Here is a 25,627-nt window from a genome sequence, read left to right on the forward strand (position 1 = left end):
AAACGAAGAGCGTCTCGCAGTGCCAGGGCGCAGCCCACGATCGAAGGCGATTTCACTTTTCGTCAGCTTTCGCTACTCGGTGGCGATCTGGTCGAGGCAGGCGGCGATTTTGGGAACTTGGTTGATGCCGCTGGTCCACTGCGAGGGCAGGTCGGGGTAGTCGCCGTTGGCTGCGATGAGCAGGGCGAGCAGCATGCCGCGGGCGGAACTGTCGCCGCCGACCAGGGCGTTTTCTTTCATCATTTTCTCCGCATCGCGCTCGAAGGCGAGGGCGAGCCAGATGGTCAAGGGGAGGGCTTTGGACACGTCGCAGCTTTGCCCGAAGCCCAGCGCGGCCTGCTCGGGCGTCGCGTAGTTCGCTGCCGTTGCCTGCTCGTAGAGGTCCGCGATATCCGAGTCGTAGTCGGTCGAAGTCGCTGCAGCGGCAAACGCCTGCGAAAAGCCCTGCCCATTGCGGATCCTCCATGTGGCGCGTGTGAAAAACTCTGCTGCGTCGACCACTGTCGGGTCGCAATGAGTGGCTGCGGTCTGTTCTCGAGCAGCTTGGATGACAGTCGGCAGAGGCGCTTGCGATAGCAGCGAAAGGATCGGAGCGATGCGGGAGGCGCCTGCCAGATCGTGACTCTCGGAGGGGGTTGCTTCACCCGTTTCCTCCCATGCGTCGAGCACATCCCGCGTGGCGCTGTCGAGGTAGCTTTGCGGTTCGCTTCGCCAAAAGGTCAGCCAGTCTCTCATCCAGGCGTCCTTGTTCCAGGTTTCTTCGCCCGAGACCGATTCGAGAAGGACCAGCGTCTGGTCCCCGTAGTGGGTGAAGTCTCCTTGCTGCTTGCCGGGGTGGTACTCCGAGCGGGGGGAGTCGAGACCTTGCAAGCCGTTTGGATAGAGCTCCTCCATACGGTCCAGGTCGTAGATCCAGTGCGGACCCAGGCAATACGCATCGGCGGCCAACGCAGTGAGGACCACGTCTCGAGCGAATGAGGCGGGAAGGCGCGCGATCTGATAGGAGGAAGCGGGTTCGGGCGGTGCGTCGAGAGGCATGATCAGTGGCGTTAGGGTGTCGAGGGTTCGGTCGCTTGAGGCCAGGCACGCAGGATTCGCGCTAGGTGGAGGAGCTTGCTCAAACTTGGTTTGTTCGGTCGCGCGGCAGTGCTTGAATCGAGAGATTCGCGTCGAAGCGTTCCGGCTGCGAGGGCTATCGCCGAGTCTTTTAGAAGGTGGGAGGTTCATTCGCTAGGGAATACCCCTCCGCGTCGGGATGAAAAATGGGGGCTGCCATTATTCCGGTTTGACCAGCGCTTGGGAATCCCTGTGTATAGCTCTCCCGTCCTGTTGCCTGTCATGAAGCGTCCGTTTTCAAGCTACGCACCGCTGCTCTTCGTCTTGCTTGTCGCCAACGGTTTCCGTTTGGCAGCTCAGGAGGAAGCGGCGCTGGTCGATCTCGAGGTCTATCAGGAGACCGTGTCGCAGGAGTTGAGCGGAGCGATCAATACTCTCGACCGCTTTATGATGGCGGGCAAGGAAGGAGACGCCGAGAGGGGAGCGCGCCTGTTGGACATGTATGAATCCAGTCCACGCAAAGCGGAAAAGGAGATTGGCGGCTTCTTTGAAGATCGAGTGGACGTTTTCGCCAACTACATCTCGATCGCGAACGATATCTATGGGTATGAGATCAAGGAAAACGCGTTTCGCGGGCCGAACATTGAGGTGGAGGGCAGGATCGAGACCGCGGAAGGTTTCACCTCTGAGTTCTCCGCGCGATTGGTGTTTCGGGATCTGCGTTGGCGTATCCTAAGTCTGGATATCGATTGAGCTTCTCAAGGTCGGAGGATCGCCTCGTCCCGCGGAAAGCGCCCGCGAAAACGAAAAAGCGACAGAGTCGCGATAGACTCTGCCGCTGAAGTGAGAAAGCTGCTGTGGACGATTAGAACCTAAACTTGCCGCCGAGACTGATTCCGTCCGAGTCGTTGGCGTTCTTGATGAAGCTGTGGTTGTACGAAACGTTCAGGGCTAGGTTTGGCCTCACGTAGTGGGTGGCGCTCAGGACCGTGTCGTAGTCGGCGAACCTGTCCGTAGTGGTTGTTCCGATACCGAGACCGGTGCGAGCGGTGTGGTAGTAGGTGGCCAGCGCGTTGAGCGTCCAGTCGCCGTCGTCGCCATCGTTGGACCAGCCGAAGCCGCCGTCGAGAACGAGCCAGCGATCATTCTGCAGGCTGAACATGCGCTTGGAGTTCAGTCCGTAGGACCAGGCTCTGTCGTCGGCGATGTCGGCCATGGAAACTTCCGCTCCCACCGAGAATCCCTGTTTGAGGAAGTAGTTGTAGCCCACCAGATAGCTGTCGAACGAGTCGATCGCGTCGGTCGTGAAGTAGGCCGCGGTGAAGCCGTGCGGGCTTTCAGCGTTCTGGTGCGTGTAGGCGAGACCATAGGAATCTAAATCATCGCCGAATCCCGTGGCGAGGCCATACACCAGGTCCACGTGCCCCACTTGGTTGAAGAAGGGAGCTTCGTCGTAAGGCGTCTTACCGAGGTAGTCGAGGGTTCGTGTGTAAACCGTGACGCCTCCAAGGTAAAGATCCTCACCCGAAAAATTCGAGTCGAGATTTTCGTAGCCGAGAGTGACCTCAGCTGAATATTCAGCGCTCGCTGGCGACCAGATCGAGCTTGCAGCAACCGCACACGCGGTCGCAATGGACTTATTCATACGATTTCTTTTCTAAGAAGCGCACAGTAGCGCTTATGTGTCGAGATTTTGGGTACAGCCAATCTTTCATCAAGAAACTTATTTGGGAAAATCTTTGTAAATTCCCTTCGGTTGGCCTGAGAAATGCAAAGGCTTCGTCCGCGGCCTCTCGAGTTTCCAGCTTAGTCGGACGGGTCTTCCAGGGAGTGGGCGAGGGCTTCGATGTCCTCTTCGCCGTGAGCGGCGCTGATGACGATTCGGCTGAGATTGGCCCTTTTCTGGGCGGGGTAGTCGAACTGGGTGGCTAGGATGCGATGGCGGGATAGCGTCTCGATGTCCCTCGCGTGCCGGATGGAGAAAGCGGCGTGGCCCGGATTGTATTCGAAATATCGGTTCAAATCTACCTTTGCGGAGAATGATGCGAGGCGTTGCTGAAGAACGGCCGCTTGCGTCTCGTAGAGATCGAGCGCTTCGAGGAAGGTCCCCAAAGTGGCAGGTGAGCAAGGGGACGCTCCGGCGAAGAAGGGGGTTTGGCGGAGTTGAGAGGTGCGATGTTCCTGGCCGAGAATCACGCCTGCTTGTAGAGCGAGTCCCTTGTTGAGAGAAGCGCATGCGATAAGCTCGCGCGGATGGAGATGCTTAAGGGCCTGCAGAGAGCCGCGCCCGCCGGGGCCGACCACGCCGAGTCCGTGCGAGTCGTCCACAACAAGAATCAGATCCTCCATGGGCAATTCATCTAGCATCTTGAAGTCCGGATAGAGCTCTCCGTGGAAATCGATGCTGTCGACAAGAAGTACGGGCGTTGACCCGGACCGGATCGAGGATTCTAGAGTTGTCGCGAGATGGTGAATACCATTGAAATCGGAGCGAGTGTTTAGCGTTCGGAGGGCGACATGGGAATTGGGAAGGGCGAATAGCGGGTGTCCCGATCCCTCCAGCGTTTGGCAAAGCAGCTGGCAGGCGAGATAGCCGGACGACAGCGTGAGCGCGGATTCGTATCCAGTCCATTGAGACAGGACGGATTCGGCCTCATCGAATAGCGGGAACCTGACGTTGGAAAGTCGGGACGCTCCGTAAGAGGCGCCGAAACGACGGATGTTTCGAATCAGGATTTCCTGATAGTTGGCGTTCGCCTGCAGTCCGAGGTAGGCGGTGCCTCCGAAGTACAGCCATGGATCTCCGTCGATTTCGACTGTTCTGCTAGGAAACGCGTTTAGCTGGATCGGGTGCACGAAGCGAAGCGCTAGTGGTTGGAAACTAGTTGAACGCTTGATAAAGCGTGTATCCACAAATCATGACAGCGATCAATGCGGCTGCCAGCCCAGGTCTATCCGGTGGCAAGTCCAAGCCGGCCCGCTTGGCTTTGGCGAGCTCGTCCGGATGGTATATGCTGGAGCGACAGAATAGAAGGCAGACGAAGAACATGCCGGATATCGCTAGGAAAATGTGCAAAGCGTAGGTGAACGCGATCAACGAATCACCGCCAAGCTGCGTGGCGCTGGCGCCGAAGATGGAGGCGCAGGCCATCATAGCGAGGGCGAACACGTTGATCGGAGTCTTCGCTTTCATCGCGGCCCGCCAGCCGCTGGTAGGCTTCGAACTGTTGGATCGGCATGGATATCCGCAATGCGGGCACGCTTCGGCCTTGTCGGACAAGGGTTGGCTGCAGTCGGGACAAGGCTGGGTAGGCATGGAGAGACGGGTTCGTTGGATTAAGGTTGGCAGTTCGTTTGGCGGAGACGCTTCCAATCGTCGGCACGAGAGTGGGCGAGTCGCAGGCCTTTGGCGAGATCGGAAGCGGCGAGGCTTCGCGCCAGGAGCGATTGATCGAGAAAGTGCCCTTGCAACTCGTCTCTCGAGCGCTGGTGAGCGATTTGCCCGGCCTCGCCTTTAGTGGTTGCCAATTCGATTCGCGATCGCATTAGAGCTATCATCATCAAATGCTCGATAGGAGGGAAAACGAATGGGGTCTGCAGCTTTGTCCGCTATTAAGAAAGTCGTTCGACCCGTAGCGTTTGTCGCCGTCGGTTTCGCTCCCGGTCTCTTCGGGCAAACGGAGCCCGCTTTGGCGGACCGTTTAGAATCCGCGTTCGCGAGCGATGAGGCTCCGACGCTTCCGCCAGGGTTTTTCAACGCTCAGACGTTTCCCACCAAGCCGATCCCAATCAAGCGGACCCTCGATGAAGCGCATCCTGCAGCGGCCGTGCTGCTGAACGTATCGATAAGGGAAACGACAGCTGATCCTGGGCTGGCCCTGTTCTACAGGGAACTGATCGGAACCCTCACTCGGAACGTGTCGGTATGGATTGGATACGACGAGGAGGAAGCCTATTTGCTGCCTAAGCTTTTTCGTACCTTGGAAAACGATATTGGCTCAGTCGAGACGCCTTTCTCCGTCCGGTATCTGGAAACGGGCAGCCGATCTTTTTTCGTCCGAGATTTCGGGCCGATCTTCGCTCTCGATCACGAGAGCCAGCTGGTCGCTATCGACCCCATCTATCGAACGGTAGACCAGGAGGACGAAGACGAAGAGGCCTTTGCGGAAACGCAGGAGAGTTTGAATCGATTTCTTGGATACCACAAGCAGGAGCGGAAGAACGAGAAGGTTCCCCTCCAGATTGGCAGATTGATTCGAAGCTATTTGCAGCAGCAGGCTGAGGTTTCTCGGCCGCCTCTCTTCCTGCGGGGCGGAGATTTTATGGTGGATGGCGATGGTGGGGCCTTTGTTTCGGAGAATGTGGTGACCGCCAATGGAGGCTCGCCGCGGTTCGTGCGTGAACGGGTCAGGGAATATTTCGGAGTCGAGCGCGTGACCATCCTCGAGAGCCTGTCTCACGTGAAGACCATCGATTTGGCGACGCATTTTCGACCCTTGGGATCGAGCGTGTTCATGCTTCCGCTTCCTCCACCGAGCGTCGCGAACGCGAGTCCAGCCGCGAATCGATTGGTGGAAAGCTTCACGGAAATCAGGCAGGCGAATCTCAATACCTTGCGGCGAAGCCTGCCTCGAAGCCGCGTTGTGGACTTGCCCACTCTCGCTATCCAGGAAGCGGATGCCGCGGAGAGCGTGAGTCGGGTGCGCGCAAGGGTCGTGCAGGAGATCTGCCAGCTTGTCGGAGTGAACTACGCCGTGTATCAGGCGCTGGCTCCGGGCGACGAGAACCGGAAGCTGGTTGAGCGCATGATCGCGAACAAGCTCACGGAGCGACTGGGAAAGCCGGTCGATCTAGCGGTGGAAGGGGACTTGGATTTGGCAAATCAGGCCTTGTTTGGCGAGTCGCTGGAGACGCTGCTCTTTCGGGAATCGATGCGTTCGGTGAACTTTCGGGGCTACGGAAACTATCTGCGTTTTCAGGGCGTCAATTCGCAACCGAATATCGTTCTGCCCCGATACCGGGCTTTGGCGGGCGAGTCGGAAGAAGGAATTCGACAGGTCGAGCTGACCGTCGAGCAGCTCTTGAAACGCGAACTGCCCGGCGCCGAACTGCATTGGATCGAAGCGGAGGCGATTGGACGCCGGGGCGGGACCCTGCGTGACATCGCGCTGCCCATCCCGATGGTAGCGGAGTCAAAGGACAGTTGAGGAGAAAAACGAGATGGGGGTCGCACGTCTTTCTGCAGAGCGGTTCTTGAAAGCGGTTCTTGGAACAGGAGCCCTCGCGCTTCTCCTTCTCGGTTTCTGCTCTGTCGGCTTGAGCCAGCAGATCAGGCAGGAACCGCGTCTGGACGGAGAGCTTCGGCTGCTGAACCACCTCGGCCCGGGCTTCTTTTCGCCGGTTAGCGAGCCAACCCCAGCGGTGCCTGTAGGGCGAATCGCGACGGAGTGGGAAACCGCCCGCGCCGTAGCGGTCAACGTATCCATTCGCGAAACGCTGGAGGTAGAGGAGATTTTGCAGCTTTACTTGGACCTGGCTACGGCTGTGACTCCTTATGTCCCGCTTCTCGTTGGCTACGATCCGGTAGAAGAAGGATCGCTGGGCAGATTCAGAGAACGGTTGCGGGAACGGTTGGGAGAAGACCTAGGCCCGGGCGGCTTGCTCTTCATGCCCACCTATACGCGCTCCAGTTGGATCAGGGACTACGCTCCAATCTTTGCGTATACGGATGATGGATACCTGGTCTCGATCGATCCCGTCAGCAGGCTTTTGGAGCCGGAGATGGAGGCGTTCGCCAACCTCCCAAGCTCCTTGGAACGACGTGAGCGAACCCGTCCCTTCGGCCGATTTCAGAACTTTCGCAACTCCAGTAGGAAGGATGATCTCGCACCCGTGCATATTGCTCGCTTCCTTCGGCAGACCTTGGAGATGGAGTGCGAGTTGAGTAAGCCCGCTCTTCATTTGCAAGGCGGTGATTTTCTGACCGATGGATTGGGAAACATCTTCATCAGCGAGGACACCTTTTTGCGCAACGGAGGGCAGCGTCTGCGCATGCTGAGCGTATTCGAGAAATATTTCAGGGCTAAGTCCCTGCATGTGCTGGAAGCTCCGCCCGGAGCAGCCGCCAAGCATCTCGACATGACGATGAAGTTCACCTCCTCTGACACGATTCTGATATCCGAGCCTCCAGTCGCCACGAAAGACGCGACTCCCTACCTCGAATATATTGCTCGAACGTGTGCTCACAATTTCAATACGAATATCCAGTATCTAAGAAGCAGGTTCCCGGAGAAACGCGTTATTCTCGTTCCGAGTCCACCATTGCTCGCCGTTTCAGATGAGGTTTTCAGCCAGTGGCTGACCGTGCGAATCGTGGAGTCGGTCTGCGAGCGGCTAGGGATTGACTTCGAATCCTACCTCAAGGACGCGCGGACTGGGTTGAAGGATGCGGAAAACCAGCGGCGAATCGACGCCCACATCAGAGCCCTGGTTGGACCCGATGTAGAGACGGAAAGCCACGAAGGACGAACGCTGCTTGCGAAGGCTGTGCTAGGCGAGTCGGTCGAGCAGTTGCGATCCGACTACGTGCCCTCGTCCATCGGCTACCGCAGCTACACCAACTCCCTTCTGATTAAAAATCGAAACGGCGCGGAAGCGGTGATTTTACCGCGGTACAAACCCAAGTCGCACGAGCCTGTGGAGCTGTTCGTCCAGCTGGAGCAATCCGTGGAGGCAGCCTACCGCGAAGCGCTGCCCAACGCCAAGCTGCACTGGGTGGACTGCGATTTCATGGCGCAGCGCTCCGGGGCGATCCATTGTTTGACGCTGTCGATCCCGGCTGGTCCAGAGGATGTCCGGCATGATGATTGAGGCCCCGGCCAGCCATTCGACGCCGAGCCGATGCAGTCTCGTGGATCTTCCGAAAGAATCCTACCAAACGCAGGGGCAAGAGTCCGATGTGGATACGTCGCGAAACCGTATCCATCGATTGGGGAAGATCGGAAGCGGCTCAAGAAACGGGTGTGGCGTGAGCTCGCCCTCGAAGCGGCCGATCAGTTCGATCCGACCATCGAACTCGCACAGGACATAGAAGTCCTTTTCAGTCGAAGCGACCTTCCTTCGAAGCTCGTGGCTCGTGATTCGTCTATCGGAATTTGGATACGAGGAGAGATCGGGATGGTTGGAGGAAAGCACGTCTATGAGAATCGGGGGAGAGATGTGCATAGCCGAGCTCGCGACGAGATGATTCGGACGATCGCCGAGGACTCGGAGGTTGCTGAACATGGTGAACGAGCCTTGCGTTTGCAGGCCGAGGTAGGGAAGGATTCCGAGCGCGAAGATAGGCAAGTGCAGCGCGAGCAGACGTTTGGGGCGCGGGATCAAGTCGCCAATCGAGCCTTTCAGAGATTTGGCTTTTGGCAGTGGCGCTTTATGCAAGGATACGATTGCGATGCCGAGTAGGGGCAGGAACACGAGAAGCCATGCCAGCAAGGCCACTGGAGAGGCCGCCGGGTGGAAGGATCGATGCTGCGCGTACACGAGGGAGGCGAGTAGTAGGACGAAGGCGAATGGCAGCAGCCGGGCGCTCGCCGAGCTTCTGGCAATGAAGCGGAAGATTTTGCGGAGGTTCGCATCGAGGCGAGTGAGCGCTTCTTTTGGGAAAAAGAACAGCAGCAGGGTGAACGATAGGGCGGAGTAGCTGCCGATGCCGAGTATTGGCACGAATCCGAGAGCGAAGTGGAAGCCCAGGGCGAGGTAGATGCCGTCGCGACGCGTCGTTCGAAGCAAGAGCAGGAGTGGGATGGCGAACTCGCATGCAAGGGTCAGGTAGATGACAGCGTACTGCAGGCTGGGCCGATCCAGAGCAAACAGCCCGAAACTCTTCGAATCCAGCCGAAGGAAACGCGCGGCTTGCTCCGCGAATAAAGCGGCGCAGCTCCATTCCGGATCGAGGAAATCCGTGTTCAGCTTCGAAAACGCGGCGAAGCTGAAGGCGAGCAGGTATTGGCCTCGGACCAGAGGGGCGATGCGTTCGAATGCGGACAGCTGGCAGGATGCTCGACGTGCAGGGTGGATGCAGGACATCAGAAGAGCGACGAGAACCGAAACCGCTATCCAAAACTCCAATACAAGATGGTTCGACGCTTTATCGTAGTTAAGGGCGAGAACGAGCGCTGTCGATGCGAGAAAGGCTAAGAAGCGTGAAAGGGAGTTGGGCCGAGTCAGCAAAAGCGCCAGCGTCGCTCCGTAGAGAATGCCCTCCCAGCTAATGGGCAGAATCCATGCGAAGGTTAGCAGGTGGATCCCGCCGGCGAGGGCCCAAGACAGAGCGATGCCGGTGAAGGGCCATGGGGCAGTGCGGTGATTTTGGGAGGCGCTGGGCATGTGTTTGGAAAGTAGGGACCGCTTCGCCTCCATGCTTCTGCAAGAAGACCTGCGGGTGCTCTGTTTGACTACCCGCTAGCGAGGACGGATCGAAACATCGAGCGGAGCGGCATTTCGCAACGTTGCTTTCGCTCGACCAAGCGGGAAGCGCGCCCGGCGAAGTGAAACGAGATCGAAGACAATCACTTTTTTTGCCTTAGCTTTCGATCTTGGTACGTTCCCCCTCTGGGCGTAGCTCTGCCGCTGCGTTCGCACGCCTTCAACCCGCTTATGTATTCGAACGACATGAAGTATTTTCTATCAACGTTTTCAGCCGCTTTTATTTGCATCACAGGTTGCGCCGAGCAGATCGAAACCGAAGTCCCTCTTTCCGTCCCTGAGGGCTCCGATGTCGAAATGGAGCTCGTCACGTCAGACGTTGTCGTCGGATGGGGAATGGCGTTTCTGCCTGACGGGAGCTTGCTTGTGACGGAACGATCCGGCGAGCTGTTCCATGTGAAGGAGGGCAAGGGGTCAAAGGTCGCGGGTCTGCCGGAAATAAGGGCCGGCGGGCAAGGCGGGTTGTTGGACGTGATCCTTCATCCGAACTATGAGGAAACGGGTTGGATCTATTTCTCCTACTCATCGCCCGAAGGCGCCCAGCCCGGCAGCAACACCGCGATCATGCGAGCGAAGTTGGAAGACGGTCGCCTCGTGGAGCAGGAAACGGTTTACAAGGCGACGCCCAATTCCGAGCGGGGGCATCACTTCGGATCGCGCATGGCCTTTGACGAGGAGGGCATGCTGTACTTTTCGATCGGGGATCGTGGAGATCGCGACGTCAATCCTCAGGATATCACTCGAGACGGGGGTAAAATCTACCGTATTCACGATGATGGTACGATTCCGGAGGACAATCCGTTCGTCGACGAAGATGGGGCGAAGAAGGCGATCTTTAGTTATGGCCATCGCAATCCGCAAGGAATGGCGATCCATCCGGAGACGGGCGAAGTTTGGATACACGAGCACGGCCCTCGCGGCGGCGATGAGATAAATATCGTCAAGAAGGGTGCGAACTACGGATGGCCGGTGGTGACCTATGGAATCAACTACAGCGGCACGTCGATCACCGATAAGACGTCGATGCCCGGCATGGAGGCGCCCTTTTTCTTTTGGGTACCCTCGATCGCCCCGAGCGGCATGGCCTTTGTGACCTCCGACAGGTATCCGCAGTGGAAAGGCAGCTTGCTGGTGGGAGCGTTGAGGTTCGCCTATCTGGAACGGCTGGAGATCGAAGACGGCGAGGTGGTAAAACGTGAGAAGCTTTTGGACGGACAAGGACGTTTGCGGGATGTTCGCCAGGGACCTGACGGCTACCTATACGTTTCTCTGGAAGGCCGCGGCATCTATCGCATCCTACCAGAGTAGGGCGAGCGTTCGTTTCGCGGTTTCCGAAGGCGGGACGAGCTATCGAGCGGGGATCTCCAGCACGTAGTCGTCCTGCCGTCCTACTCCCTTCACTTCGATGTGGTTTTCGAATACCGACACCGTCGCGTAGGCGGTTTCTTCGGTGTCCACCATGCCCTTCAGCGTGATGAAGTGAATGCCACTTTTGAAGCCATACGCGCCGTCGTGCCTGTGGCCGTTTATGTATGCGACGACGCAGGAGTAGCGTTCGAGCAGCGTTACGATTTCCTTCGCGTTCCAAGCGGCGTGCCTTTCGATTGGATACACGGGGTGGTGACTGTGGAGGATGACCTGTTCCCCCGCTCCTTGAGCCGCCTTAAGCTTCGCTTCGATCCAGTCGAGCTGCCGCTTGCCGATGCCGCCATTGTAGGAAGGGGGACTTCCTTTGAGGCCCTCATAGTAGGCAAGCGAGGCCTCGTGCTCAGGGCTTCCTTTCGGATAAGCGTACAGACTGAGATCGTTTGTATCCAAAATGAGGAAGCGCCATTTCCCGATGGCGAAATCGTAGTAGCGATCCCTTAGGCCGAGTCTAGCAGGGACTTGGGGTTTGAACCTTTCTTCGACCGAGAAGTCATGGTTGCCGAGAACGTGGTAGAACGGGGCAATCGATCGCTCGGTGATCGGAAGCACGACATCGTAGCTTTCCCAGCCGGTGTCGATAAAGTCGCCCAGGTGAACGACGTGAGCGAGGGACTGCTGGTTGAAATCCTCGATGCACGAAGCGAGCTTCTGCGGAGAAAGATCGTACTTTCTTCTTTCGGAGGTTCCATTCCGATACTGACAGTCCGCGATCGCCCCGAATTGGAAAAGCGGCTTTTCGCATTCTTCCGCTTGGCTTGGTTCGCAAACCGCCAGTGAGACCGAGAAGAGCAGTGCGATGAGGCGATGCGCGTCGTGTCTTGCCATGTCTAGTATTCGTTTTTGGTTGGCGTCGATTCGATGAGAAACTCTCCGTAGCGGTTCATGCCAGCCCCGCCTCCTGAGCCTGCATCGTAGATGTAGCGAACGATGAAATCGCCTTCGTTCGTTCGACTTGCCGACGACCGTATCCAATTTCCAGAGACGTTGGGAACCCTCAGTGTCGCTTCCCCCCAGCCATCGCGGTCCGTCGCGCTAAAAATCTCGCCGGATGCGTCATCGATGAACAGCAGGCAAACGTTTTCTCCAAATCGAATGAGATCGGCGCCTGGCTGCTGGGAATCAGCTGCCTCTCGCACTACGGCGCGATCCGTGATCAGTACCGCAGGGCTGATTTCGCCACGCGAGTCGATGCGCCGCTCTCGAAGTTTCAGATCGGCTAGCTGGTAGGCGACGACCACAGTGTCATTGCTGGGCAAATACACCAGGGGAAGGACCGAGCCAAAGGCGTCTCGCTCCGTGCCAACGCCACTGGCGATTCGCTGAGCGAAGCTGAGTTCGTTTTCGCCATTTAGTTTTCGGTACCAAATCGTGCCATCGCCCCCGAAATAGGCCAAGTGGATCGTCGAATCGGCGCCGAGCGTTGCTTGTGGGCCAGCAAGGAAAGGGGCGGCTTCTGGATCGATGATTTGGCTCGGACCCCAGGTGCCGTTTGCCGGGCAAACGCTGTAGCGAAGCGTTTCGCCGACGTAGAAAGCGACCTTGCTGCCATCGGGACGAACCACCAGTGAAGCGGCTTGGGCGATGGACCGCTCTCGAGCGATGGGCTCGTCAGTCAGTTCCCAGGTGTCGGGATGAGTCGGGTGATCCGAGGTGCGAAAAACATGGCGATACGCTGCCTTGGTGACTTGGTGAACGATTTGTATGGCGCCGTTTGTCATGCGGCCGTCCACGGATTCCAGGTCATCCGTCGCCGGACGATTCTCCCCGTCGACCTCGCTCCAGCTCTTCCCGCCATCGCTCGATTTGATCATCATGAACAGGTTGCTGCTTTCCGCGGGTTCCATGATGAAATAGAGGTCGCCGTTGCGCGCTTGCCAGGGACCGATGCGTCCGGGCGTCTCCACGAAGGTGCCGCCTACGTGACCGGCTGGCACAGCGAGTTCGACGCTGGCGATAGGCGCCCCTTCCACGGGTTCGCCTGTGGCGAACGCGAGACGAAAGTCGAAACGATCGCCCGCTTCGTTGGTTTCCGCGCCGTCTATCCAGCGGCGAATCACTAAAGGCCACTCGAATTCCATGTGACCCTTTTTTCTGGACCAGACCGGGGCTGCGGCAGCGAGGTTGACGCCGCTTCCGCCAGCGAAAGGACGCCGAGAGCCATCGAGCAGGTCACGCGTCGGCTGGCCATGGGAATAGGCGGAAGTGGCTACCACGCTAACCCTTGGCGAGCGTGGTTCCTCGCCTTTAGGGTAGGGGAAATCGTAGGCGCCTATCTCGATCCAATCCTCGTCTCCATTTCTTCGATACTGTAGAATCAGGCCTGGCATGCCAGCTTGCTCGTGTTCGGGTGTCTCCCATTCGAGGCGTAAGCGAAACGGTAGATCGCAAACGACCGAGAGGGGCTCGTTCGCTTTCGCTGCCCAGCCTGCGTTGGAGTTGAGCGGCTCCGTTATGTCCTGTCGAATGCGCCACGCGGGCTCCGCATAGGTGGATGCGGCAAGGGCAATGATCGCAAATTTGATGAGAATGAATAGGTTTTTCCAAAGCACGCGCCGACGGTATTTAGTCGCCGCGGGAGCGAAAGCGCTATTCCGCGGTGACGCGAAATCGTAACGTTCATCCGGTCAAAAGGCATCTTGCATCCCACCTTTCGCGTTGAGCGGCGGTTCGATGGATCGATCCGCGATCTGCCCTATCGAAGATATTCCTTCAATAGAACAGCGAGGCGAATCGTAAGCCTGTACAGAGAGGGCAATGAACGCTGGAGGAACGCACCACGCTTTCAGTTCATGTTCGCGAATTTTCGAGTAATTTGTTTTTTTGATATCATGAAACGTAAAATGAGTTCCACAAGGCGCGTCAAAGTCATGTTCTTCGCCGCCGCATTCATCTCCTTCCTCCTTGCCAACTACCTTTGGTTTTCTGGACATCGGGAGCAGGGGATCTTCGTTGGAATCTGGGTACCTTCGATCTGCTCGGCCGGGGCATTGCTACTAGCGAGGGGGCGTCATGAGTGATCTGGCTCTGCTGATTATCGGGCTGCTGGTGAGTTTTCTCTGCCTTGGAGGTTTGCTTATCCATGTGTTGATTCAGGACAACGTATCGGACGTGGGTGACGTTGATGACTCGAAGGACGAAAGACCGGCGAGAGAGAAGGACGAGCGGTATCCGTGATGCTTCTCAAGGCCTGTTTATGGGGTTTGTCGATCCCGTCTGCGCGTCGATGTTTGTGCGATTTCTAAAGCGCTGTAGGATCAAGTTATGGAGAAGCTAGCTGAAGACATTTGGGTGATGCCGTTCGAGTTGAAGGCTCTGGGCGTGAATGTCGGGAGAAACGTTACGGTGATTCGACTGTCTTCCGGCGAGTTGTTGCTTCATTCGACCGCTCCGTTTTCTCAAAGTCAGATGGGGGAGATCCGATCGCGCGGAGAGGTTCGTTGGATCACGGACCCGATGGTCGACCACGACACTTATTCGAGGCAAGGTCAGACAGCGTTTCCGAGCGCAGCGTTTCTGGTGTCGGAAGGGTTTCCGGAAATCGATGACCTCAATCGAAAGCCTTTGATGCCTGTACCCAATGAGTGGTTACAGGAGGTGGAGGTCGTGCGGCTCGAGGGCGCCAGCAGTTTCAACGAGCACGTGTTCTTCCATCTGTCGAGCCGTACCTTGATCGTTTGCGATTTGCTTATGAATTTTCCCAAGGTCGATTCGCTTTGGTCGTCGGCCTTGCTCCGCATCGGTCTGGGCCCCGAGCGCGCTCCAGGCACTTCGCGACGGTTGAAACTTGCGATCAAGGATGAGCAAGCGTTTCGGGCATCCGTCCGAAAGGTGATGGAGTGGCCGTTCGATAAAGTGGTCGTGGGTCATGGCGAGCCGATTCGCGACGACGCTTATGATCGCTGCAAGCGGGCCTTCGAGTTGGCCGGCTGGCTGTAGGCCCGGGGTTTGTTGTAGATCAATTCTGGGGGCTGAGTTTTCAACCCGTGAGGACCGTTTTCAGAAAATCGAAATAAGGCTGTCGGTATTCGTCGGTCTCGTTGTGCAATTCATGGTAGGCTCCCTCGAAAACCCGAAAGTCAGCCCCCGGTTCATGGGTGTCGAAGTACTCTAGGGCTTCGGAACAGGAGACGATTCGGTCATCGCCGCCAATGGCCCCGAAGATAGGGCAGGGGGCGGCGATCGGGCGACTGAACACCTCTCTTGAGGCCTGCACGAGGCCGAAGAGGAGTTTGGTATGGAGACGCTTGAGGCTTAGGGAGTCCGTTTCGAGATTCCGGGCGATCGCTTTGTCGTGCGAAAGATTGTGACGGTTGAGCGTCGATCCGATGGGGATGGAGAAAGGCGTTTTACAGAGCGCGTTGACGAGGCCGCGAGGAAGGGAGTTGACCATCGCTCCGCCGCGTCCTCCGAGTCCGATCGGGGGAGAGGCAAGAAAAAGGCGCTCGGGTGCGGGGGCTTGTTCAGGGCAGGATTGCGCGAACCCAGCGGCGATAAGAGCGCCCATAGAGTGTCCGAAAAGCGTGTATCTAAAATTTGGATGCGTGCTGGAGAGTTGGGCGACGATGTCTTCCAGGTCGCGAAAGTAGGTGTCGAACGAATCGATGTAGCCGCGCAGCCCATCGCTTTTCCCGTGGCCGCGGAGGTCGTATCGAAATATGTTGAAACGATCAGCGAAGAGTCGCGACAAGTGAGCTTCTCGACCAATGTGCTCTCCGATCCCATGGACGCAAACGAGCCACGCCGTTGAGCTGCCTCGTATCCATTCGCAGTGGAGTTCGGTGCCGTCTCGAACCCGCAGGCGCTTGCTGGTGGTAGAATCCTGTTTCATGCTTTCGAGGCAAACTGGCCCTTGCGTTCTGGAAAATGGGGAGCCGCTTCATTTGATGCAGTTCTCCTATCTGGGGATTTGCGCTGACGCAAGGGCTTGGGAGCTCTAACGTCTAACAGTCTGAGCTCCGTCGGCTTTTCGTTTCAACGAGTCTGGTCGATATGCTGTCCGAACGCGATGTCGTAGCCGTCCAAGTCCTGAGTTCCGAACTCGCGGCAACCGTAAGGCTGATCGCATAGCCCGTAGTCGATCTTCGCTCCTCTCGCTAAGAACTCCGAGTAGAGCATCTCAACATCCGACACCCAGAAGTAGATGTTCCAAAGCTTATCGGCAACCGTCCAATGAGGAACGACATGTTTCGGGTCGTCAGCCTGACGCAACATGACAAACAGCCCATCACGTTTCAGAATAACAAAGTTCGGCGGCTCTCCCCAAAAGCGATCATAGTGAAACCCCATCGCGTCTCGATAGTGGTTAGCGGCAGCGACTACATCCTTTACCAACAGAATAGGCGACGAAGCAGTCAGTTTAGCTTTCGAGTCTGTATCCATTTCCCCCTGCAGCAGAGGTTGGGAAATGCCATGAGATTGGCAAGTCTGTTAGCGTTTTCGACTTTGAGATCAGTCTCGAGACGATGATTCGATAATGAGCTGATGGATGCTTTCCGCCATGACCTTGTAGCCAGCAGCGTTAGGATGAACCTTGTCGCTTTTTAGCGACGGCGTCTGAATGATACGTCGGATCGAATCCTTCTCCAGAGGCAGACTGTATTGGTCGGCGAGGTCCTGGTAGAGATCTGGCACGCTAAGGGTTAATCCCGGCTTGGGGACACCGATCAGAACGATGTCCGCGCCTTGGGCCTTTATGAGCGTGATCATCTTCTCTAGATTGGATTTTGTCTGTTCCGTGGGCTGTTTGCGCAGCATATCATTCCCTCCGTAGCAGAGCAAAACGAGGTCAGGGCGCGTTTCTTCAAGGGCCTTCGGCAGCCTCGCAAGACCTGCTGTGGTATCTTCGCCGCTGATTCCATAGTTCTCGATCTCGCAATTCAGCAGCTCAGAAAGGATGGATGGATAACTGTACTCCGATTCAGCCCCAACGCCTGAGGTAAGACTATCGCCAAACGCCAGTATTTTTGTGGATCGATCGACTGTATCTATTTTATCATGACGAGCGCATCCACCGCTCAGGGTGAATACAAGAAGCAGAAGAGAACTGAGAAGGGTATGTGTGCTTTTCATAGGAGTCGCTTGATTGAATCGACATCTTTGGACCCGTTTGGAGCTAAAAGTGCGATACGCGATACCTCGCGAAACGCTTTCGCTGCCCTAGAGGAGGGAGCTCAGTCGGCGTAATCAATCGGTAAAATCGAGGGTGGATGGGATTCTTTCCATGCGCTGACAGGCGTTCGCGCCGACAGAGATGGGGCCGCGCTATGACTCTTCGAGCGAGCGACGACTGACCTCACCACCAGCATTTCACTAATCCATTATGACCAACGACGTGCAATGGCTGACCCACCTACTGGTGGAGTCTAGCATCCTGAACCCGAAACACTGTCAGATCCTGAGGTCGAGACTTCCCAAGGACATCGATGCCCGAGAGTTCAGCGAAATCCTTCAGGACTACGATCTCTGCCCGGACAAGGAGTTGCTGAAAAGTCTGTTGGAGCAGGCGCTGCAACAGGACCGAGCCGGTGTGAAGCCGCCTTGCAACCCATTTGCCACGGAAGAAGAGCGAGCGGCCGCCGTGCAGACTGCCACTCAAACACAGCCGAGTTCGGATGCCAGCCGGGCGGTGGCGACTACGCCGCGTTTCGAGAACGAGACCGTCGCTAAGCCGGCTCCCGTGGCGCGCCCATCTACTCCGCTGGAGACGAAGCGTCCTGCCATGCAGCCAAAGTCCGAACCCGCCCGACAGACGGTTCGGAATCCGCCGGCTGATGTTCGCTCCGTGGGGTCTTCGCCATCAGCCCTCTCTGACGCCACCCCCGCCTTCGATCGACCGCACGCCGCTGCGATGCCGTCATTCGACGCCGCGACGATCGACTCCGAGCCCGCGGCAAGAAACCTGCTCGCTCAGGCGTTGCTCGCTTGTCAGAGGCAGGGGATCAGCGACCTGCACCTTTCGGCAGGTTCTCGGCCCTTTGGGCGCAAGGATCGGCAAATCGCCTACCTCGGCTCCGCTCCTTTGTCTGCGGCGAAAGCTGACCTGTTGAACAAATCCTTTCTGTCGCCCCGCAAACGGCAAGCCTTCGAGGAAAGCAGGGACCTCGACTACGCTCTTGAGCTTGGACCGGGGGCTCGCTTCCGAATCAATGTCATGCAGCACAAGGATGGCGTCGCGGGCACCTATCGTGTCGTCACGGAACGGATACGAAGCCTTGCCGAGCTGGGGTTCGAGGCGACCGGCCAAATCGAGAAGCTGCTGGACTACCACAATGGGCTAGTGCTGCTGACAGGACCTGCCGGATCGGGAAAATCGACCACATTGGCGGCGCTCGTGGACTACATGAACGAGCACCGAACCGACCATATCATCAGCGTGGAGCAGCCGATCGAGTTCGTTCATCGCTCCCGCCAATGCCAGATCACCCAACGCGAGGTCGGCAGCCACACCCAGACCTTTCACAGCGCCTTGAAGGGGGCCCTGCGTCAGGATCCGGACATCATCGTCATTGGCGAGATGCGCGACCTGCAGACCATCGAGATGGCGATCAGCGCTTCGGAGACCGGTCACCTCGTCATCGGCACCATGCACACCAGCGATGCCTCGACCACCTTGAACCGCCTCCTTGACGTTTTCCCGGCCGCTCAGCAACAGCAGATCCGAGCGATGGTTTCCGAGTCGCTGCGCGGCATCATCTGCCAGCGACTGCTTCCGGGCAGGAACGGCGGCACTCATTTGGCTGCGGAGCTCCTGATCAGCAACGTGGCGGTGAAAAACCTGATTCGCGAAAGCAAGATCGAGGGGCTGTCCAACGTGATCGAAACCGGAGCCAGCCAAGGCATGATCCTCATGGACAAGTCCATCATGAAGCTCTGGCAGAGCGGGGCCATCTCCGGCTCCGTGGCTCGGGCGAATCTTGTTAGCGAAATGCTCAAGGCCCAAATCCCCGCATAACCCAATTCTCTCATGGCCCAAATCGACGCCCTCCTAAAGGAAATGCTCAGCAACGATGGCTCCGACCTCCACTTGACGGTTGGCCAGCCTGCCAAAATCCGCGCTTCGGGATCGATTCGCGACCTTTGCGCCTCGCCAATCAGCGAAAGCGAAATGCAAGCCTTGCTGCGCGAAATCTGCCACGAGGAACAATGGCAGAAGTTTATGGATACAGGCGATCTGGATCTCGCGCATGAGATTCCAGGCGTCGCCCGATTTCGGGGAAGTTTTCTCAACAACTACTGGGGACCTGGGGCGGTGTTTCGTCAGATCCCGGCCAAGATTCTCTCCTTCGACGATCTGAAGCTTCCCGCTCAACTGAAGGATATCTGCAATCTAAATGAGGGTCTCGTTCTCGTGACGGGACCGACAGGTAGTGGAAAATCGACTACGCTGGCTGCGATGATCGACTACATCAACGAGACGCAGGACAAGCATATTATCACCATCGAGGACCCGATCGAATTCGTGCATCCGTGCAAACGCAGCGTCATCGTCCACCGCGAAGTGGGCGAGCACAGCCAATCCTTCGCCAACGCTCTCAAAGGTGCGATGCGGGCCGACCCGGACGTGGTGCTGGTGGGTGAGATGCGTGAGCTGGAGACCATCAAGCTCGCCCTCAGCTGCGCCTCGATGGGCATGCTGGTTTTCGGCACCTTGCATACCAACAACGCCCCGAAGACCATCGATCGCATCATCGACGCGTTTCCTGCCGCGGAGCAGAACCAGGTTCGGACCATGTTGGCGAGTTGCCTCTCAGCGGTCGTTTCACAGTTGCTCTGCAAGCGAGAGCCCAAGGGGCGAGTGGCGGTGCATGAGATTCTTCTCAAACATGAAGCTCTGCCAAATTGCATCCGCACCGGCAAGATCAGCAACGTGCGGGGACTGATCGAGAGTAGTCAGAGTCGTGGTATGGTCACCATGGATACGAGCATCATGAAGTGTCTGCAAGGTGGTCTTATTTCCCGTGATGAGGCTTACATGAAATCTACCAACAAGGATCTCTTCGCCCCTGGGCGAAACTAGATAGACCAGAGCGAAGGCGTCCTGGTGCGCCTCGTCTCTACGTCGCGCTTTTTGTATCTAAAAATGATGGAGAATCGGGCGTTGGGGCACTCGCTCCTTTCTCCTTTTCCGACTTCGGGAAGCCGTTTCCTGGGGTTGTCCATCAGCAGCTCTTAGGCACTCGTTCAACGACTGCCGATGCAGAAGGTGAAGGCGAGCGGGAGGCTATGGAGAACGTTCGGTTTTCGCGGGGATGATGGCGGTGAAAGTCGTGCCGGCGTTTTCGTCGCTACGTGCTTCAAGCTCTCCTCCGTGCTCTTTTACGAGCCGGGCGGAGGTCGGAAGTCCAATGCCCCAGCCCCGGGAGGCATGGGCTTTGCCTTCAATGGCGCCGCGCCGAAAGAGTTCGAAGAATTCCTTCAATTGCTTTTCGGGGATGGGCTTGTCGCATACGTTTCGCACAGAGAGCTCATAGCGTTGCTCGTCTCCCTTTCGTAGTGCGATCGTGATCGGAGCGCCTTGAACGCCGTATTTGACCGCGTTGGAGACCAGGTTGGCTAGGACTCTCTGAATCGCGTGGGGGTCGACGTGGGCAAGGCAGGGGGATTCGGTATCCGGGACATCTATGGCGAATCGGTCGCCGTGCAAGATCTTGAACTCTTCGATCGTTTCCATGCAAAGCGTTCTTAAGTCGATGGATTGCTGTCGCAGCAGCACTGATTCTCCGGCCCGAATTCGGGCTGAGTCGAGCAGGTCCTCCAATAGTCGGATGGCTCTTCTGGCATTTCCCTTGATGAGCTGGAGCACGTCTTTGCTGTTATCCAGTTCGAGCAGATCGCTGCCTGCGGCAATGACGCCTAAGGGGGACCTCATGTCGTGGGCGATCGCGTAGAGCAAACGCTCTCGTTCTTCCTCCAGCAATTTGCGATGGGTGATGTCTCGCGTCACTCCGACCACCGAATTGACCGAACCGTCCTGCTTTCTTATGGGAGCGAAAATGTATTCATAGTACCCATACTTGCCATCAGGGTTGTTGTATTCGTTTTCTCCGCGAATCGTTTTCCCCAGAAACGCCAGCTTTAGCTGGGCCTCGTGCAGTTCCACGAGGGATTGCGGATAGCCCAGCTCAGCGAAGTTTTTTCCGACGGCGTCCTCTTTCGTCAGACCCCAAAGCGATAGCAATGCCTGGTTGACGAAGGTGAGTCGCAGGTCCTCATCGAACGAGTAGACGAAGTCCTGATGGACGTTGAGGAGGCCGTGCAGAGCGTTTCGCTCCGAATCAGAGAATTTCGCTTCCTGAATCAAGGGTGGGCTGGGAGTAGCGATCTCGGAAAACTCGTACTGCTCACCGCTGGAGGTGGTCAACTTGTGGTCTTGGATGGAGCTGGCGCTTGCTTTGAGCATGAATGGAAAAAACTGGGCGTAGAATAGTCGCTTTTTGCGAGGGATGGCAAACCGGTTGTGAGCGGGCAATTTATTCGGACATGGCCGCTCTCGCAAAGACGAGGTGGGGTTTCGCGCTAAACTCAGCGCACTCGCTTTACGCGGATCGCTGTGTTGCGGTGCCTGTTGTGTTGTGCCGCTGCGCCCGGCGGGCCAAAATTCGGAGGTTAGGGAATCGTCGCCTAGCGATGACCAGACCAAGGCGAAGCGGGTCGCAACGCAAGTTTAGATCGATACGCGAGCAGGCATCGAGATAATGGGCACGTCTGATGCACTTGCCTCGGGCCTTCGTGCGGCAGATGGCGGAGCGCCTGGAGTCTGAGAGGGTTGATGCGAATTTCGTATAGCGACGGTTGGGGTGTAGAGTGGAAGGCTACTGGACCTCCTCGATGCGGGACCAATCGCGCGAGTTGAAGTTGGGGTCGGTGTTGATATCGTAGAGGGCGTCGTTGTGTAGAACGTAGTTTCCTTGGCCGTCGGTGTAGGCGTTCTGGTAATACGAAGGCAGATTCACGGTACTTCCAGAAGGTGTGGAATAGGTAGTGCGTTCGTGGATACTGTTGACCTCCAGGCTCTGCATCCGATCGCTCGAAGCGTTGCGGGACTTCCATCCATTGAAGCTTATATCCAAGACGTCTTCGCCCTGAGTGGCGGCAGTGTTTTGCCAGCCCTGCCGCGCGGCGGCCGCTTTGGCCATTCCCTCTTGGATAGCAAGCTGACGCACGCCTTGGTTCCATTGGTCGATGGCGTAGGCCCAATCGGGGTTCATCCGCACGGAGCGGGCGACAGCTGCAAGCTGAGGGTCGTTGAGGTAGTCGCTACCGACCGGCCCGGCGAGGGCGATCGCGTTGAGAATGTTCCATTTGGCGATACGGGTGGCGCCGTTTGGCTGTACGAACGCGTAGTTAGTAATTGTGGCGAAGTTAGTGGACTCGATTTGCTTGCCGTTTTCTTCATAACGAAGGACAAGTTTGCGGGCGTCGATTTGGTAGGTTTGGCGTTCCCCAAACTGCCCGGCCTGACGATTGTCGATCTCGATTTGCTGAAGGATCGGGCGCGCGTTGCGTCGCGCCATTTCGATGAGTTCGGGGGCCGGCTCTTCTGAGACGATCTGAACGTTTGAGATCGGACTTTGCGGATTTGCCTGCACGATCGAGAGCATGATCTCGCCGAGCGAAGTGGGCTGGCGAAAGGCGGGACGGCCCTCGTATGGCTGCATGAACGGGAGCTGGGCGAAGTCGGTGTAGATAAACTCCAGAAGAGGGAGGTAGGAAAAGGCCCGGCCGTCGGGAGCCTTGACATCTATGGAGCCAAAGTAGGGAACGTTGTGATACGCTTGAAACTGTTCGAACTTGCCCTCCTGTTTCCAACCATCGGGTACGAAGACGAAGTAGGCTGGCACCCGGTTCCTGCTGACGTCGAGAACAGGCTGATCCTTGAATCGCATTGCAGGTGATTGAGGAGTGGATACGGAGGTTCTTGTTTCTTCGACAGAGTCGACTTTCTTCGGTGAAACGCTCGACAGGTTGTTCGTACCGGTTTCACGGTAGTTGGTGAAACCGAAGCGACCGGTTCCCATGGCGACGATGCCGAGTGCGCCGCGGCCGAGCTGGTCTGACTGCATGCTTGCGAGGTCGCGACCATTCACTGATACGCGGATGGTTGAATCGTTTTCGCTTACGGTGATCTTTTGGAATCCGCTCTCGGCCGGTTCGAAGGAGCTGGATTGCGTCAGCCCGAAGCCGTCCTGATCGCGTCGGTAGATTTCCAGTACACTGTCGGGACCGACTACGATGGCGTAGTAGCTTTTGGGCGAATCTTGATATCCGTAGAGAATGCCGGCTCTAGCGTTCGAGTCGGCTTCGGCGGGATTCACCAGCGCCATGACGGTTCGCTTGCCGGCCTGATCTTCGACGTAGTTGGAAAAGTAGTACTGGATGGATCCCGAATCCTGTCGGTTTTCGAGCCAGTGAATTCCATCCGTTCGAGTGACGGACCAGGCTCCGTCATCGCCGGTTTGGATGACGTCTTCGAGCGGACCTAAACCCTCGGGGGAGAATGGCTTTTCTCCGCCGCAGGACGTAAGGAAAACCGTGGATGCGAGCAGGATTGCTAGTAGGAATGAGCGGATCATAACGGCTGTCGGTTAGCGAGGCGACTAGGGCGCTGGGGTTTCGGCGATTTTGTAGAAACCCATCGTTTCAGGAAGGTCTGCGATGGTGAACGACGCGTCATCGCCGTCGCCCGTCAGCGTTTCGACCTCTATGAAGGGTGTTACGAGATCGGGTGAATACATTAGCTGGTACGTAGCTCCTGTCGAGGTCGGGAACTCGATGGTCAATCCGGATTCGAGGGTCAGGACCGTGCTCGTTTCCACGCGTTCGACCAGTTCGCCCGTCGGTCCGCCATCGCCGTTTCCACCGCCATCGCCGTTTCCACCGCCATCGCCTCCTCCTCCGTCGCCGCCTCCATCATTGCCGCCTCCACCGCCAATGGGCTCGCCCGCGCAGTCTGCTAAGGAGAGTGGCAGACTCGCCACAGGGATCGTGGTGGGAGTTAGAGTGGTGTTGCCTTCCGAGGCGGCGAGATCGACCGTGTCCAGCGTCAGCGAGTAGTCCGTCACTTCGAGGGTGACGGGAGCGGAGCTTGCGGTTGTGCTTGAAAAATCGATACAGTCGTCTTCGACCGCTTGCAGGTTCTCGTCCAGGCTGACCGCTAGCAGCTCGTTGGTGTCTGGGAAAAACTCCATGCCCAGGAAGTGCTCGTCGCTGGCGGGGGTGACCCTGAATGCCGCGGGGGTGGAGTCGCGGGTGTACGAAGCGCTTTCGATCGCGAGGTCGTGGCTCGCTTTGACGATGCTGATCGTTTGGTCGGACTCCGTTTCGCCGCTTGTCGTGGAAAGATAGACCTTTTGCGAAGTGACGCCTAGTACGGTGAGGCTGGTGCTTCCTGCGATATTGATGGAGTTTGTGAACTCGCCGGTCTCGATATCGATGGCGGTTACGAAGGGAACGAGGGCTTCCGCTTCGAGGTCGATCAAGGATCCGGAGGCCCAGATCCTATCGATGGTGGCAGTCGGGCTGAGGAGATTGTAGAGGGCGAGGCTCGTGCCGGCGACTTTCTTCGACCAGAGCAGTTCACCTGATGAACTGATTTTCGCAAGAACGGTGGCGTTTGAGAAGGTGCTGAGGTCGGTGTAGGTAAACGAGACGAAGAGATCTCCGTCTGGTGAAAGGTAGAGGTCTTGGGCCGAGGCGGCGGCGGAGGTTTCGCCTACGGCGCGCTGGAAGGATTTTGCCCAAAGAGGATTCCCGTCCGCGTCGAGTTTCGCGATTAGGTGGGTGTTGGAGGTCGCAGCGACGATGGAACCTTCAATCACCTCCGCTTGGAGGTAGTGGTTTCCGGATACCGGATCATGAATGACGGTGAAGCTTTGCGTCTTGTTTTCCACGCTCGTCTCGTCGATCAAAACGGAGCTTGAATAGCGCTTGTCGATGACGGGATCTCCGGAGCTATCGACGAGCAGCAAGGCGAGGGAATCGTCCTCCTCCCATTGTGTGCCCCAGGTGCTGTCGAAAGCTACGTATCCTTGAAGCTGGTAGTCGCGAGCGTTCGCCTCATCGATTTCGAACGAGTAATAAGGGCTCAGGTCGGATCCGTTATAGTTAGCCAAACGAATTTTATCGTCCTCGTAAATGACGCCGGCCACGATTCGCTCATTGTCCAAGGCTTCGGGAAGAATGAGCGATTGGCTGGTGTCTTCCAAATCCTCGGGGTGGATATACGCGGACCAAAGCAACGTCCCATCGTCTTCGAAGGCCGCTGTCGCGGGGCCGAGTTGAAATTGGGGATTTCCCTCGTTTTCCAGCCAGGCGACCATGAACGCACCATTGGGGACGGTGATGTCCGCCGGAGCGAGGGCTTCGTCGTAAGGCCATGCGAGGAGTTGGGCGAAAGCGAAGTCTGGAATGCTGGGGTCGTCTACGGAAAGGGTGCGAGTGAAGGAGGGGGCTGCTTGAAGCGAGAAGGCGAAAGAGAAGGCGGTCGCGACAAGCAGCGAAAATGCGGCCCGGCGCGATGCACTCCGGATGGAGTTCGTTTGAGTCATCGAAGGTGGCGGTTAGGATTGAGCCAATCGCCCAGCCGAACGACTGCGAACATACGAAGTCACAGCCCACAGATGCACAGGATTAGGCTAGGCTTTGAGCAGTTTGGATTCGA

General features: G+C 57.3%; 23 protein-coding genes. 8 read left to right on the forward strand and 15 right to left on the reverse strand.

Going from position 1 to position 25,627, the window contains the following annotated elements; all coding sequences use genetic code 11:
- Positions 1–72: 72 nt before the first annotated feature.
- Positions 73–1,038 carry an ADP-ribosylglycohydrolase family protein gene (locus tag QEH54_RS02190; protein ID WP_309016978.1) on the reverse strand — a complete coding sequence of 322 codons (966 nt, stop codon included), beginning with the start codon at positions 1,036–1,038 and terminating at the stop codon, positions 73–75.
- Positions 1,039–1,338: 300 nt separating this feature from the next.
- Here QEH54_RS02190 and QEH54_RS02195 point away from each other — a divergent pair, with 300 nt between their 5' ends.
- Positions 1,339–1,809 (forward strand): hypothetical protein, encoded by a 471-nt coding sequence (locus tag QEH54_RS02195; RefSeq protein WP_309016979.1) that lies wholly within the window; start codon positions 1,339–1,341, stop codon positions 1,807–1,809.
- Between the two features lie 112 nt (positions 1,810–1,921).
- Here the strand turns inward: QEH54_RS02195 and QEH54_RS02200 are convergent, their stop codons facing one another.
- The 4 genes from QEH54_RS02200 to QEH54_RS02215 form a co-directional block, all read right to left on the reverse strand.
- Positions 1,922–2,701: a hypothetical protein gene (locus tag QEH54_RS02200; RefSeq protein WP_309016980.1), complete on the reverse strand. Its 780-nt coding sequence runs from the start codon at positions 2,699–2,701 to the stop codon at positions 1,922–1,924.
- Between the two features lie 161 nt (positions 2,702–2,862).
- A complete protein-coding gene (locus QEH54_RS02205) occupies positions 2,863–3,912 on the reverse strand; it encodes a hypothetical protein (protein ID WP_309016981.1) in 1,050 nt (349 codons plus the stop codon).
- A gap of 25 nt (positions 3,913–3,937) precedes the next feature.
- Positions 3,938–4,372, reverse strand: a complete 435-nt coding sequence (locus QEH54_RS02210; RefSeq protein ID WP_309016982.1) for a hypothetical protein — start codon at positions 4,370–4,372, stop codon at positions 3,938–3,940.
- Positions 4,373–4,392: 20 nt separating this feature from the next.
- Complete coding sequence (locus tag QEH54_RS02215; RefSeq protein WP_309016983.1) at positions 4,393–4,617, reverse strand: hypothetical protein; 225 nt, start codon at positions 4,615–4,617, stop codon at positions 4,393–4,395.
- A 26-nt stretch (positions 4,618–4,643) separates the two neighbouring features.
- Between QEH54_RS02215 and QEH54_RS02220 the strand changes: the two genes are divergently transcribed.
- The gene (locus QEH54_RS02220) at positions 4,644–6,263 is read left to right on the forward strand and encodes an agmatine deiminase family protein (protein WP_309016984.1); all 1,620 of its coding nucleotides are present in this window, start codon (positions 4,644–4,646) and stop codon (positions 6,261–6,263) included.
- 46 nt (positions 6,264–6,309) lie between these two features.
- Positions 6,310–7,926 carry an agmatine deiminase family protein gene (locus QEH54_RS02225; RefSeq protein ID WP_309016985.1) on the forward strand — a complete coding sequence of 539 codons (1,617 nt, stop codon included), beginning with the start codon at positions 6,310–6,312 and terminating at the stop codon, positions 7,924–7,926.
- Between the two features lie 60 nt (positions 7,927–7,986).
- Here the strand turns inward: QEH54_RS02225 and QEH54_RS02230 are convergent, their stop codons facing one another.
- Complete coding sequence (locus tag QEH54_RS02230; RefSeq protein ID WP_309016986.1) at positions 7,987–9,441, reverse strand: hypothetical protein; 1,455 nt, start codon at positions 9,439–9,441, stop codon at positions 7,987–7,989.
- 285 nt (positions 9,442–9,726) lie between these two features.
- Here QEH54_RS02230 and QEH54_RS02235 point away from each other — a divergent pair, with 285 nt between their 5' ends.
- The gene (locus tag QEH54_RS02235) at positions 9,727–10,848 is read left to right on the forward strand and encodes a PQQ-dependent sugar dehydrogenase (RefSeq protein ID WP_309016987.1); all 1,122 of its coding nucleotides are present in this window, start codon (positions 9,727–9,729) and stop codon (positions 10,846–10,848) included.
- Positions 10,849–10,887: 39 nt separating this feature from the next.
- On the opposite strand, the gene QEH54_RS02240 is transcribed toward QEH54_RS02235, so the two are convergent.
- From QEH54_RS02240 to QEH54_RS02250, 3 genes are all read right to left on the reverse strand, one after another.
- The gene (locus QEH54_RS02240) at positions 10,888–11,793 is read right to left on the reverse strand and encodes a metallophosphoesterase (protein ID WP_309016988.1); all 906 of its coding nucleotides are present in this window, start codon (positions 11,791–11,793) and stop codon (positions 10,888–10,890) included.
- A gap of 2 nt (positions 11,794–11,795) precedes the next feature.
- Positions 11,796–13,517, reverse strand: coding sequence for a sialidase family protein (locus QEH54_RS02245; RefSeq protein ID WP_309016989.1), 1,722 nt, complete (start codon positions 13,515–13,517; stop codon positions 11,796–11,798).
- Between the two features lie 75 nt (positions 13,518–13,592).
- The gene (locus tag QEH54_RS02250) at positions 13,593–13,898 is read right to left on the reverse strand and encodes a hypothetical protein (RefSeq protein WP_309016990.1); all 306 of its coding nucleotides are present in this window, start codon (positions 13,896–13,898) and stop codon (positions 13,593–13,595) included.
- 79 nt (positions 13,899–13,977) lie between these two features.
- On the opposite strand from QEH54_RS02250, the gene QEH54_RS02255 reads away from it, so the two are divergent.
- Together QEH54_RS02255 and QEH54_RS02260 are read left to right on the forward strand one after the other, a co-directional pair.
- Positions 13,978–14,142, forward strand: a complete 165-nt coding sequence (locus QEH54_RS02255) for a hypothetical protein (RefSeq protein ID WP_309016991.1) — start codon at positions 13,978–13,980, stop codon at positions 14,140–14,142.
- Positions 14,143–14,229: 87 nt separating this feature from the next.
- Positions 14,230–14,904: a hypothetical protein gene (locus QEH54_RS02260; RefSeq protein WP_309016992.1), complete on the forward strand. Its 675-nt coding sequence runs from the start codon at positions 14,230–14,232 to the stop codon at positions 14,902–14,904.
- A gap of 40 nt (positions 14,905–14,944) precedes the next feature.
- Here QEH54_RS02260 and QEH54_RS02265 read toward each other — a convergent pair whose 3' ends face one another.
- The 3 genes from QEH54_RS02265 to QEH54_RS02275 all read right to left on the reverse strand — a co-directional run bounded on the left by QEH54_RS02265 (position 14,945) and on the right by QEH54_RS02275 (position 17,037).
- Positions 14,945–15,796 carry an alpha/beta fold hydrolase gene (locus QEH54_RS02265; protein WP_309016993.1) on the reverse strand — a complete coding sequence of 284 codons (852 nt, stop codon included), beginning with the start codon at positions 15,794–15,796 and terminating at the stop codon, positions 14,945–14,947.
- A gap of 143 nt (positions 15,797–15,939) precedes the next feature.
- On the reverse strand, positions 15,940–16,347 hold the full coding sequence (locus tag QEH54_RS02270; RefSeq protein WP_309016994.1) for a VOC family protein: 408 nt from the start codon (positions 16,345–16,347) through the stop codon (positions 15,940–15,942).
- A 69-nt stretch (positions 16,348–16,416) separates the two neighbouring features.
- A complete protein-coding gene (locus QEH54_RS02275) occupies positions 16,417–17,037 on the reverse strand; it encodes an arylesterase (protein WP_309016995.1) in 621 nt (206 codons plus the stop codon).
- Positions 17,038–17,287: 250 nt separating this feature from the next.
- Here QEH54_RS02275 and QEH54_RS02280 point away from each other — a divergent pair, with 250 nt between their 5' ends.
- Positions 17,288–18,919 carry a PilT/PilU family type 4a pilus ATPase gene (locus QEH54_RS02280; protein ID WP_309016996.1) on the forward strand — a complete coding sequence of 544 codons (1,632 nt, stop codon included), beginning with the start codon at positions 17,288–17,290 and terminating at the stop codon, positions 18,917–18,919.
- Positions 18,920–18,931: 12 nt separating this feature from the next.
- Positions 18,932–19,984 carry a PilT/PilU family type 4a pilus ATPase gene (locus QEH54_RS02285; protein WP_309016997.1) on the forward strand — a complete coding sequence of 351 codons (1,053 nt, stop codon included), beginning with the start codon at positions 18,932–18,934 and terminating at the stop codon, positions 19,982–19,984.
- Between the two features lie 204 nt (positions 19,985–20,188).
- Here the strand turns inward: QEH54_RS02285 and QEH54_RS02290 are convergent, their stop codons facing one another.
- The 3 genes from QEH54_RS02290 to QEH54_RS02300 form a co-directional block, all read right to left on the reverse strand.
- Positions 20,189–21,367 carry a PAS domain-containing sensor histidine kinase gene (locus tag QEH54_RS02290; RefSeq protein ID WP_309016998.1) on the reverse strand — a complete coding sequence of 393 codons (1,179 nt, stop codon included), beginning with the start codon at positions 21,365–21,367 and terminating at the stop codon, positions 20,189–20,191.
- 412 nt (positions 21,368–21,779) lie between these two features.
- Positions 21,780–23,540, reverse strand: coding sequence for a hypothetical protein (locus QEH54_RS02295; RefSeq protein WP_309016999.1), 1,761 nt, complete (start codon positions 23,538–23,540; stop codon positions 21,780–21,782).
- A gap of 24 nt (positions 23,541–23,564) precedes the next feature.
- The gene (locus tag QEH54_RS02300) at positions 23,565–25,514 is read right to left on the reverse strand and encodes a hypothetical protein (RefSeq protein WP_309017000.1); all 1,950 of its coding nucleotides are present in this window, start codon (positions 25,512–25,514) and stop codon (positions 23,565–23,567) included.
- Positions 25,515–25,627: the final 113 nt, after the last annotated feature.

It is taken from the genome of Pelagicoccus sp. SDUM812003 (genome assembly GCF_031127815.1).
Taxonomy (GTDB): Bacteria; Verrucomicrobiota; Verrucomicrobiia; order Opitutales; family Opitutaceae; genus Pelagicoccus.

Excerpts from the sequence above, each read along its gene's own strand:
- QEH54_RS02230 (WP_309016986.1), bottom strand. The coding sequence starts at position 9,441 with ATGCCCAGCGCCTCCCAAAATCACCGCACTGCCCCATGGCCCTTCACC.
- QEH54_RS02285 (WP_309016997.1), top strand. The coding sequence starts at position 18,932 with ATGGCCCAAATCGACGCCCTCCTAAAGGAAATGCTCAGCAACGATGGC.
- QEH54_RS02240 (WP_309016988.1), bottom strand. The coding sequence starts at position 11,793 with ATGGCAAGACACGACGCGCATCGCCTCATCGCACTGCTCTTCTCGGTC.
- QEH54_RS02200 (WP_309016980.1), bottom strand. The coding sequence starts at position 2,701 with ATGAATAAGTCCATTGCGACCGCGTGTGCGGTTGCTGCAAGCTCGATC.
- QEH54_RS02295 (WP_309016999.1), bottom strand. The coding sequence starts at position 23,540 with ATGATCCGCTCATTCCTACTAGCAATCCTGCTCGCATCCACGGTTTTC.
- QEH54_RS02270 (WP_309016994.1), bottom strand. The coding sequence starts at position 16,347 with ATGGATACAGACTCGAAAGCTAAACTGACTGCTTCGTCGCCTATTCTG.
- QEH54_RS02280 (WP_309016996.1), top strand. The coding sequence starts at position 17,288 with ATGACCAACGACGTGCAATGGCTGACCCACCTACTGGTGGAGTCTAGC.
- QEH54_RS02210 (WP_309016982.1), bottom strand. The coding sequence starts at position 4,372 with ATGCCTACCCAGCCTTGTCCCGACTGCAGCCAACCCTTGTCCGACAAG.
- QEH54_RS02220 (WP_309016984.1), top strand. The coding sequence starts at position 4,644 with ATGGGGTCTGCAGCTTTGTCCGCTATTAAGAAAGTCGTTCGACCCGTA.
- QEH54_RS02290 (WP_309016998.1), bottom strand. The coding sequence starts at position 21,367 with ATGCTCAAAGCAAGCGCCAGCTCCATCCAAGACCACAAGTTGACCACC.
- QEH54_RS02275 (WP_309016995.1), bottom strand. The coding sequence starts at position 17,037 with ATGAAAAGCACACATACCCTTCTCAGTTCTCTTCTGCTTCTTGTATTC.
- QEH54_RS02190 (WP_309016978.1), bottom strand. The coding sequence starts at position 1,038 with ATGCCTCTCGACGCACCGCCCGAACCCGCTTCCTCCTATCAGATCGCG.
- QEH54_RS02235 (WP_309016987.1), top strand. The coding sequence starts at position 9,727 with ATGAAGTATTTTCTATCAACGTTTTCAGCCGCTTTTATTTGCATCACA.
- QEH54_RS02260 (WP_309016992.1), top strand. The coding sequence starts at position 14,230 with ATGGAGAAGCTAGCTGAAGACATTTGGGTGATGCCGTTCGAGTTGAAG.
- QEH54_RS02300 (WP_309017000.1), bottom strand. The coding sequence starts at position 25,514 with ATGACTCAAACGAACTCCATCCGGAGTGCATCGCGCCGGGCCGCATTT.
- QEH54_RS02215 (WP_309016983.1), bottom strand. The coding sequence starts at position 4,617 with ATGATGATAGCTCTAATGCGATCGCGAATCGAATTGGCAACCACTAAA.
- QEH54_RS02195 (WP_309016979.1), top strand. The coding sequence starts at position 1,339 with ATGAAGCGTCCGTTTTCAAGCTACGCACCGCTGCTCTTCGTCTTGCTT.
- QEH54_RS02250 (WP_309016990.1), bottom strand. The coding sequence starts at position 13,898 with ATGTCCAGAAAACCAAAGGTAGTTGGCAAGGAGGAAGGAGATGAATGC.
- QEH54_RS02255 (WP_309016991.1), top strand. The coding sequence starts at position 13,978 with ATGAGTGATCTGGCTCTGCTGATTATCGGGCTGCTGGTGAGTTTTCTC.
- QEH54_RS02265 (WP_309016993.1), bottom strand. The coding sequence starts at position 15,796 with ATGAAACAGGATTCTACCACCAGCAAGCGCCTGCGGGTTCGAGACGGC.